The organism is Chryseobacterium sp. SIMBA_029 (assembly GCF_046535275.1).
GTDB lineage: Bacteria > Bacteroidota > Bacteroidia > Flavobacteriales > Weeksellaceae > Chryseobacterium.
The window spans coordinates 40,874-48,773 of the sequence record NZ_JAWRXA010000017.1 but is presented as its reverse complement, the minus strand read 5'-3'; the positions used below and the strand labels follow the sequence as shown (position 1 = coordinate 48,773).

Annotated in this window: 9 protein-coding genes; 7 read left to right on the top strand and 2 right to left on the bottom strand. The window is 34.9% G+C overall.

All coding sequences use genetic code 11. The features are described 5' to 3' along the window. The first annotated feature begins 164 nt into the window (after positions 1–164). From SB679_RS22455 to SB679_RS22445, 3 genes are read left to right on the top strand one after another with little or no spacing between them, the layout of a single operon-like run. The gene (locus SB679_RS22455; protein WP_410704525.1) at positions 165–905 is read left to right on the top strand and encodes a YebC/PmpR family DNA-binding transcriptional regulator; all 741 of its coding nucleotides are present in this window, start codon (positions 165–167) and stop codon (positions 903–905) included. 58 nt (positions 906–963) lie between these two features. Continuing rightward, positions 964–1,788: a UDP-2,3-diacylglucosamine diphosphatase gene (locus tag SB679_RS22450; protein ID WP_034712910.1), complete on the top strand. Its 825-nt coding sequence runs from the start codon at positions 964–966 to the stop codon at positions 1,786–1,788. Beyond that, positions 1,789–2,760: a glycosyltransferase family protein gene (locus tag SB679_RS22445; RefSeq protein ID WP_410704524.1), complete on the top strand. Its 972-nt coding sequence runs from the start codon at positions 1,789–1,791 to the stop codon at positions 2,758–2,760. Here the strand turns inward: SB679_RS22445 and SB679_RS22440 are convergent. Next, positions 2,749–3,039: a GNAT family N-acetyltransferase gene (locus tag SB679_RS22440; RefSeq protein ID WP_317741857.1), complete on the bottom strand. Its 291-nt coding sequence runs from the start codon at positions 3,037–3,039 to the stop codon at positions 2,749–2,751. The genes SB679_RS22445 and SB679_RS22440 overlap by 12 nt on opposite strands. A 133-nt stretch (positions 3,040–3,172) precedes the next feature. Beyond that, positions 3,173–3,922 carry an RDD family protein gene (locus SB679_RS22435; RefSeq protein WP_410704523.1) on the bottom strand — a complete coding sequence of 250 codons (750 nt, stop codon included), beginning with the start codon at positions 3,920–3,922 and terminating at the stop codon, positions 3,173–3,175. 27 nt (positions 3,923–3,949) lie between these two features. Here SB679_RS22435 and SB679_RS22430 point away from each other — a divergent pair, with 27 nt between their 5' ends. Genes SB679_RS22430 through SB679_RS22415 form a run of 4 tightly spaced genes read left to right on the top strand, consistent with a single transcriptional unit; the run spans position 3,950 to position 7,840 of the window. Then, positions 3,950–4,933: a stage II sporulation protein M gene (locus SB679_RS22430; protein WP_410704522.1), complete on the top strand. Its 984-nt coding sequence runs from the start codon at positions 3,950–3,952 to the stop codon at positions 4,931–4,933. After that, on the top strand, positions 4,917–5,879 hold the full coding sequence (locus SB679_RS22425; protein WP_410704521.1) for a DUF4013 domain-containing protein: 963 nt from the start codon (positions 4,917–4,919) through the stop codon (positions 5,877–5,879). Before SB679_RS22430 ends, SB679_RS22425 begins: the two co-directional genes overlap by 17 nt. After that, entirely contained in the window at positions 5,872–6,669 is a 798-nt protein-coding gene (locus tag SB679_RS22420) for a DUF4129 domain-containing protein (protein WP_410704520.1), read from the top strand. Before SB679_RS22425 ends, SB679_RS22420 begins: the two co-directional genes overlap by 8 nt. Before the next feature lie 13 nt (positions 6,670–6,682). Further along, positions 6,683–7,840, top strand: coding sequence for a DUF4350 domain-containing protein (locus SB679_RS22415; protein WP_410704519.1), 1,158 nt, complete (start codon positions 6,683–6,685; stop codon positions 7,838–7,840). Positions 7,841–7,900 lie beyond the last annotated feature (60 nt).

The following is a 7,900-nucleotide window of genomic DNA, read 5'->3' as shown; positions in this document are numbered from 1 at the left end:
GCTTGACATACTGGGTTTCTAAATGTTCTTCCATAACGATTCTTTTTTTGTGTATCGATATTTCAGGACTAGACATTTCTAAATAATAAATACCTCCAATTTTTTTGGGGGTATTTTTTTTTCGTATACTTTTAAGTAATTTTGTTGAAAATTTAAAAATAAAAATGGGAAGAGCATTTGAATATAGAAAAGCTTCTAAAATGGCCCGTTGGGATAAAATGGCCAAAACTTTTTCTAAAATTGGAAAAGATATCGCATTAGCAGTAAAAGCTGGTGGACCAGATCAGGAAGCTAATCCTGCATTAAGGAGATGCATCCAGAATGCAAAAGGCGCGAATATGCCAAAAGACAATGTGGAAAGAGCCATTAAAAAGGCAAGTGGGGCTGATGCTGAAAACTATGAGGAGATTACCTATGAAGGATATGGACAGGGTGGTGTTGCGTTTTTTGTAGAATGTACCACTAATAACACAACAAGAACTGTTGCCAACGTAAGAGCTATTTTTAATAAGTTCGACGGTAACCTTGGGAAAAATGGAGAGTTAGCATTTGTCTTCGACAGAAAAGGTATTTTCAGTATTGATAAAGCCCAAATCAAAATGGATTGGGATGATTTCGAAATGGAAATGATTGATGGAGGTGCTGAAGATGTAGATCAGGATGAAGAAGAAGTAATGATTACGACTGCTTTTGAAGATTTTGGATCAATGTCTCATAAACTGGATGAACTTGGAGTGGAAGCTAAAAGTGCAGAACTTCAAAGAATTGCCAACAATACGAAAGAAGTGAATGCAGATCAGTTTAAGGCTAATATGAAAATGCTTGAACGTTTTGAAGAAGATGATGATGTACAGAACGTTTATCACAATATGGAAATCACAGAAGAGTTAATGAACTCTCTCTAAAAAAATAATATAGCATTCATATATAATTAACTTTCAATTAGTTTCTTTGCATAAAACTATGAAAAGAAACGTAGAGCTAGTTGTTATTTCGGATGTTCATTTGGGAACTTATGGATGTAAGGCTAAAGAATTGCTGAGATATCTGAATTCTATTCAACCTAAGACTCTGGTTTTGAATGGAGACATTATTGATATCTGGCAGTTCAAAAAGTCTTACTTCCCTAAACCTCATTTGAAAGTGATCAAAAAGATCCTTTCATTGGCTACCAAAAGTACGGAGGTCTACTATATTACAGGTAATCATGATGAAATGTTCCGGAAGTTTACCGATTTTGAATTGGGCAAATTAAAGGTCTGTAATAAAATCTGTCTGGATATCGATCAAAAGAAAACCTGGATTTTTCATGGTGATGTTTTCGATGCATCAGTCCAGCATTCTAAATGGATCGCCAAACTCGGTGGCAAAGGCTACGACCTGTTAATTATCATCAACAATATGGTTAATTGGTTCTTGGAGAAAATGGGACGGGAAAAGTATTCATTTTCAAAGAAAATCAAGAACAATGTAAAGAAGGCGGTGAAGTACATTGGCGATTTTGAGCTGACGGCTTCTGAGCTGGCTATTGACAATCATTATGACTACGTAATCTGCGGACATATTCATCAGCCTCAGATCCGGAAAGTAATCAATAAAAAAGGATCCTGTACTTACCTTAATTCCGGAGACTGGATAGAAAATCTGTCTGCACTGGAATACAATGAAAAGGAATGGACTATTTTTTATTATGATGAACATAAACATCTGCTTCAGGATGATGGAACAGAAGATATTCAGGATATGGATAATTCTGAACTTTTAAAAATAGTTACCAATTTTTCCTAAATGAAAATTTTATACGCATTTCAGGGTACCGGAAACGGTCACGTAGCAAGAGCACAGGAAATTGTTCCTATTCTTAAAAAATACGCTTCGGTAGACACGTTAATCAGTGGACATCAATCGCAATTAAAGGCTGATTTTGACATTAACTACCGACATAAGGGTATTTCTCTGCTTTATAACAAAACAGGTGGTTTGTCCTACCGCAAAACGTTTACTGAAAATAAATTTCTCGAAGCTGCTAAAACAATCAGGGAACTTGAGCTTTCCCAATATGATCTGATCATTAACGATTATGAGCCTCTCACCGGATGGGCTTGTAAATTGAAGAAATTACCCATGATTGAGCTGAGCCATCAGGCATCCATGAGCTTTGCAGAGACACCAAAACCTGAAAAGAAAGACTTCCTGGGAGAATTGATCTTAAAATATTATGTTCCCAGCGACAGAAAAATAGGATTTCATTTTGAAAATTATCATCCTCAGATTAAAAAGCCGGTTATCAGAAGAAAAATCAGAAATCTTAATCCGGAGAAAAAAGGATATTATTTGGTTTATCTTCCTAGTTTTGCCGACGAGAATATTATAAAAATCTTGCGGCAGATTCCTGTTGAATGGAAAGTATTTTCAAAATACAGTAAACAGCAGGTTAAAGTGAAGAATGTTGAGGTTTTTCCTATCGATGAAACTCAATATCTGAAATATTTTGAAAGCTGTGACGGTATTCTATGCAATGCAGGCTTTGAGAGCCCGGCGGAAGCACTTTTTATGGATAAGAAATTATTCGTCATTCCCATTCATAACCAATATGAACAGGAATGTAATACTTGCGCTTTAGATCAAATGGGAATTCCTAATTCTAAAGTGTTAGAACTTGAAGAGATCATGAATTGGGTAGCTTCTGATCATCACCTTAAAGTAAACTACCCGGATAATATTGAAGATATACTGGTGAATGAAGTTTTAATTCTTTAAGAAAATATCATCTACATCGGTCATTCTCGTCATCACAGCTCTTGCATAAGAACAGTGCGGATATACTTTCCAGTTGTTTTCCCTTGAAAATTTCAGGGCTTCTTCAACCAAAAATTTTCCCATTCCCCTTCCTTCAAATTCCGGATGTACCAGTACGAAAGAAATAATCAGTTTATTTTCTTCAGGGAAAATAGTATACGTAAGTCTTCCTACTTCTTTTACTTCGTTGTTGAGCATAATAACACCGCCGTTTCCTGATTTATTGTTTTCAAATTTCATAATCAATAATTTGTTAATGGAAATACAAAAATTGCACCGACCTTTTGGTAAACATAAATAACACGAATTTTTTCAGAAGCAGTATCAATTTTCAAAGTCATTCAGGCTATCAAATGAAGCCGTAAATTGAACTTTACTTATCTTTCCCTGTGTAGTAATTATAGTCTTTGATGATCACATTAATAAACTGTCTTTCTGTCAATTTTACTGCATCAACATCCAGTTTTAAAATACTCTTAATCTTGTCAGACAATTTACTGATGACCTGTCTGTCATCAATTTTAAGGGCTTTTGTGTAATTGTCTTTGATAATTCTAATGTCGTTATCACTCAAAGCAATTACCTGAGGGAATGAAGGAACGTAATCCTGGTGGATATTTTCTAAAATCGTATGAGAAATATTGATATTATTTTTGAGTGAAATCACGGCAGTACCGGAAGCAATATCTCCTAACCGCTGGTTATTTTTCGAAATGATCATTGAGATCAGACCAACCACTCCGGCAAAAGAAGTGTCAATGAGCCTGAAGACCCATCGAATCAGATAATCTCCAAAACTGGCCTGGTATCCATCAATTTTTACCACCCGGATTTTCATGGCTTTTTTACCGGGAGTCTGGCCTTCCATCAAACTTTCCAAAACAACGGGATAAACATAAATAGGAAAGGTAATGGCAATATAGATAGCCATTTGCGACCATTGATCAAGCCCGGTCAATATATATCCTAAATCAAAAACACTAAAAAATAGATACAAAGAAACAACTGCATATGCCACCTTTATCAAAAGATCAATGATGAAAGCAAGCATTCTTTCTCCAACACTGGCAGTGGTAAAGTTAATATTTACATTTTGTGAAGTATTTATCGCAATTTGAGACATATTTTTTATTATTTTAGCCTTACAATTATGAGAGAAGTTTATTTTATTAAACAAAATAAAGAAAAATGGTTGGGAATAGAACAGGTTATTCAAGGGAAAATCAAAAAAAATCCTGATGACCTGTCTTCGCTGTACATCAATCTCATCAATGATCTTTCTTTTGCACAGACCTATTATCCTAAAAGCAACACCACTGTATATCTGAATCACCTGTCTTCACAAATATTTCAGAAGATTTATAAAACGAAACGGGTGGAAGAAAACAGACTGTTGTATTTCTTCAAAACAGAAGTGCCTTTACTGGTGTATCAGTACCGGAGGTATTTGATGTATGCTTTTATTTTCTTCATTTTATTTACTTCCATAGGAGTTCTTTCCGCAATATATGATAAAGATTTCACGAATATCATTCTTGGAGAAGGGTATGTGAATGAAACGATTGAAAACATCAAAAAGGGAAATGCAGTAGGAGTTTATCAGAGCGGTTCCACTTGGGGAAGTACAATAGGAATTATTTTTAATAATATCGGGGTAGGTACTAAATTATATCTGTATGGGATTGCCGGAGGAGTAGGAACGCTGTATGCGCTTCTTTCCAATAGTGTAATGCTGGGTTCATTCCAGTATTTTTTCTATGATTACGGAGCCTTAATGGACAGCGCGAGAGGAATCTGGCTTCATGGCGTTTTTGAGATCTTTTCAATGGTGGTGGAAGCCATGTGCGGATTGATTCTCGGTGCCTCTATTTTATTTCCCCGAACCTTATCAAGATTTAATTCTTTTAAAAGCGGTTTTAAAGATTCCTTTAAAATATTTTTAAGCACAGTTCCCTTTACCATCTGTGCCGGAATTATTGAAGGATACGTGACAAGACATGCTTTGATAATGCCACTTATATTAAATCTTTTCATTATTTTCGGGTCATTGGTTATAATAGGATTCTATTATTTCATTTACCCGTCCATTGTCTATAAAAAAATTAATACCACACCAAATGATGCAGTTTTATAAAAAAAGGGAGTTCGGAACGTTTATCAGTGACAGTTTCAACTTTTTCAAAATATACGGTAAAAATTATTTCAAAAACTACCTGCTCATCAATGGTCTGTTGATTATTTTGATGATAGCAGTGGTTATTTTCGGATTCAGAGAGATTTTCGGGCAGCTTGCTGGTTCAAACCTTAGCGGTGAAAGCTACTACTTCGAAAGGTATTTTTCTGATAATGCCGGAATGCTTGCCATTGTAGGAGGGTTGATATTTGTGCTTTTTGCTGTGCTGATGATCGTCAATTATTTATATCCCGTGTTTTATCTTAAAAGAATAGCTCAGGGAGCTGAAAAGGTAAAAACTGATGAAATTTTAGGTGATTTTAAAAAGAATGCAGGCAGAATTATTATTCTTTGTTTAGGAATGATGTTCATTATAGTACCACTATCGTTTTTCGTGCTTGGGATCTCCTATGCAATGATGCTGATTATTATTGGATTCTTCCTCTTGCTGCTTGTGTATCCTACACTTTTTAATGTGGTGATATTTTTGATGTTTGATTATTTCAATACAGACAGAGGCTTCTTTGAAAGCTTAAGTTATGCCATCAGATCGCAGTTTTCTTATCCGAATGGAAGAGAAAAATCACCGTATTGGAAATATTGGGGAGCAACCATTGTAATGTCCATCATTTTATATGCGATAACTTCTATTTTCACACTGATACCGATGATGTTTACCTATGGATCAGCGCTTACGACAATTCCTGATGGAAGTTCCGGACAAGATGCTTTTGCAGGGGTAGCAGGGATTATCTTCTTCATATTTTACGGAATTTCAATGCTGATCTCATTTTTCCTCTCTAATTTAATCTTTGTAAATGCAGGGTTGATGTATTATGACAGCCGGACAGATCTTCATCAAAAAGTAGAACTTGCAGAAATAGAAACCATCGGATTTAATGAATAAATTTCTTTTTTTCATACTGATCTTTTTCTCGGTAGAATCGGTGTATGCTCAAAGCGACAGTGCAGCAACTGTGGTTGAAAGCTATATGGAAGATTCTCTGAGTTCGTCACATTATAGAAATATGCTTCGGGCAGATTCTGTTTTGTTGAGGAATCCTGTTTCTGAAAATACAGTGTATCCTAAGAAATTTAAAGAAAATCTTCAGTCAAGATACAAAGGGAATGAATACGATTATACTGTTTCTAAGCCCAGAGAATCTTTTTTTCAAAAGCTTTTACGGAAAATAGATCGATTTCTGCAAAGCATTTTTGGAGAAACAGCGTTTGATAAATCTGCCAATGTAGCCAGTATAGTCATTCGTCTTTTTGCTATCCTTCTTGTCGGGTTTTTGCTGTATTTTATCGTCAGATATATCCTTGGAAAAGATGGAAACTTCTTCTTTGGTAAAAAAAATAAGAAAGTAGAGATCAATGCGGAAGAGCTTCATGAAAATATTCATGAAATCAACTTTCCCGAGAGTATTGCTCAATTTGAAAGATCCGGAGATTATCGGTCTGCCGTGCGGTACCAGTTTTTATTTGTACTGAAAAAATTAAGTGATAAAAAATTAATCAACTGGAATCCTGAAAAGACCAACAAAGAATATGGTGCAGAATTAAAAGCCCCGCATCTTAAAAATGAATTTTTCAATCTGTCTTATATTTTCGATTATGTGTGGTATGGAGAATTCAATATTGATGAGCAGGGATATCAGAATTTTAAAAATCAATATCAGGCATTTAAACCGTAATTAAACTTTTACTATGAACAAAACTTTCAAAATATATGCTGTAATCTTCATCGTAGTGATGGTTATTCTGGCGTTGCTTGAAGTGAATAAAAAAGAAACTACGGACTGGCGGAAAAATTTTGATGTCAATGAAAAAACACCTTTCGGATTGTTTGTTTTTAATAATGAAGCTAAAAACCTTTTTAAAAACAATCTGAAAAAAATAGAACAGACCCCGTACGATTATTACAGCCAGCATCCTAAAAAGCCGCATAATATTCTAGTCATTGAAAGTGACATTGATGAAGAATCGTGGAGAAAAATCCTTGATGAGGTTTCAAAAGGTTCCGATGCGATGCTGGTTGTAAATGATATTCCGAGAGAAATTTCAGACAGTATTGGATACTATGATTCAGACATCTCTTTTCAGGAGGAAAATGTCCTGAAACTTACCGATAAAGAATACCAGAATGATTTTATTAAATTAGATAAATTTCCGTCGGGTAGAGGTTTTACCTTCATTAAACCCAACGTGGAAGTCCTTGGTAAAACCGTTGAAAAAGACAATGGAGATCAGGCTAATTTTATTAAAGTTAAATTTGGAAAAGGTAATATTTACGTTCACAGTGAACCTCTTTTCCTGACGAATTATTATCTTCTGAAACCGGGAAACATAAAATACACCCAGGATGTTTTCTCGTATCTTCAGGATAAAGAGACCCTTTGGTTTGTAGAAAGCAATACGAAGACTTCGCGTTTTTTTATGAGATTTATCTTATCAAATCCCGCACTCAAATATGCCTGGTGGCTATTCCTGGGAGGTCTTGTTTTGTTTATCTTTTTTAACGCCAAAAGAAAACAGCGTATTGTTCCCATTATTGAACCTCTAAAGAATACTTCTGTAGATTTTGTGAAAAGCATCGGAAACCTTTATTTACAGGAAGGCGATTTCCACGATATGATGGCAAAAAAAGCCCAGTATTTCTTACATAAAATACGGCTGGATCTTTTGATTGATACCCAGAATCTAGATGAAGATTTTGTTAAAAAACTTCAGTTGAAAACGGGTAAACCCATTGAAATGATTCATGAAGCAGTCAGGCTTATTAAAAAAGCACAGGATCCTTATTCCCATGTGATGAAAGAAGATCTTGCTGCGCTGAACACAATTCTGGATGAAATAATAAAATAAAAAGTGATAATCTGATCAGCCAGTGATACAAGAAGATTATTGCATTGTTAAATTGATATA

Coding starts and splice junctions, on each gene's coding strand:
- SB679_RS22435 (WP_410704523.1), bottom strand. CDS start 3,922: ATGTCTCAAATTGCGATAAATACTTCACAAAATGTAAATATTAACTTT.
- SB679_RS22420 (WP_410704520.1), top strand. CDS start 5,872: ATGAATAAATTTCTTTTTTTCATACTGATCTTTTTCTCGGTAGAATCG.
- SB679_RS22445 (WP_410704524.1), top strand. CDS start 1,789: ATGAAAATTTTATACGCATTTCAGGGTACCGGAAACGGTCACGTAGCA.
- SB679_RS22425 (WP_410704521.1), top strand. CDS start 4,917: ATGATGCAGTTTTATAAAAAAAGGGAGTTCGGAACGTTTATCAGTGAC.
- SB679_RS22455 (WP_410704525.1), top strand. CDS start 165: ATGGGAAGAGCATTTGAATATAGAAAAGCTTCTAAAATGGCCCGTTGG.
- SB679_RS22430 (WP_410704522.1), top strand. CDS start 3,950: ATGAGAGAAGTTTATTTTATTAAACAAAATAAAGAAAAATGGTTGGGA.
- SB679_RS22440 (WP_317741857.1), bottom strand. CDS start 3,039: ATGAAATTTGAAAACAATAAATCAGGAAACGGCGGTGTTATTATGCTC.
- SB679_RS22415 (WP_410704519.1), top strand. CDS start 6,683: ATGAACAAAACTTTCAAAATATATGCTGTAATCTTCATCGTAGTGATG.
- SB679_RS22450 (WP_034712910.1), top strand. CDS start 964: ATGAAAAGAAACGTAGAGCTAGTTGTTATTTCGGATGTTCATTTGGGA.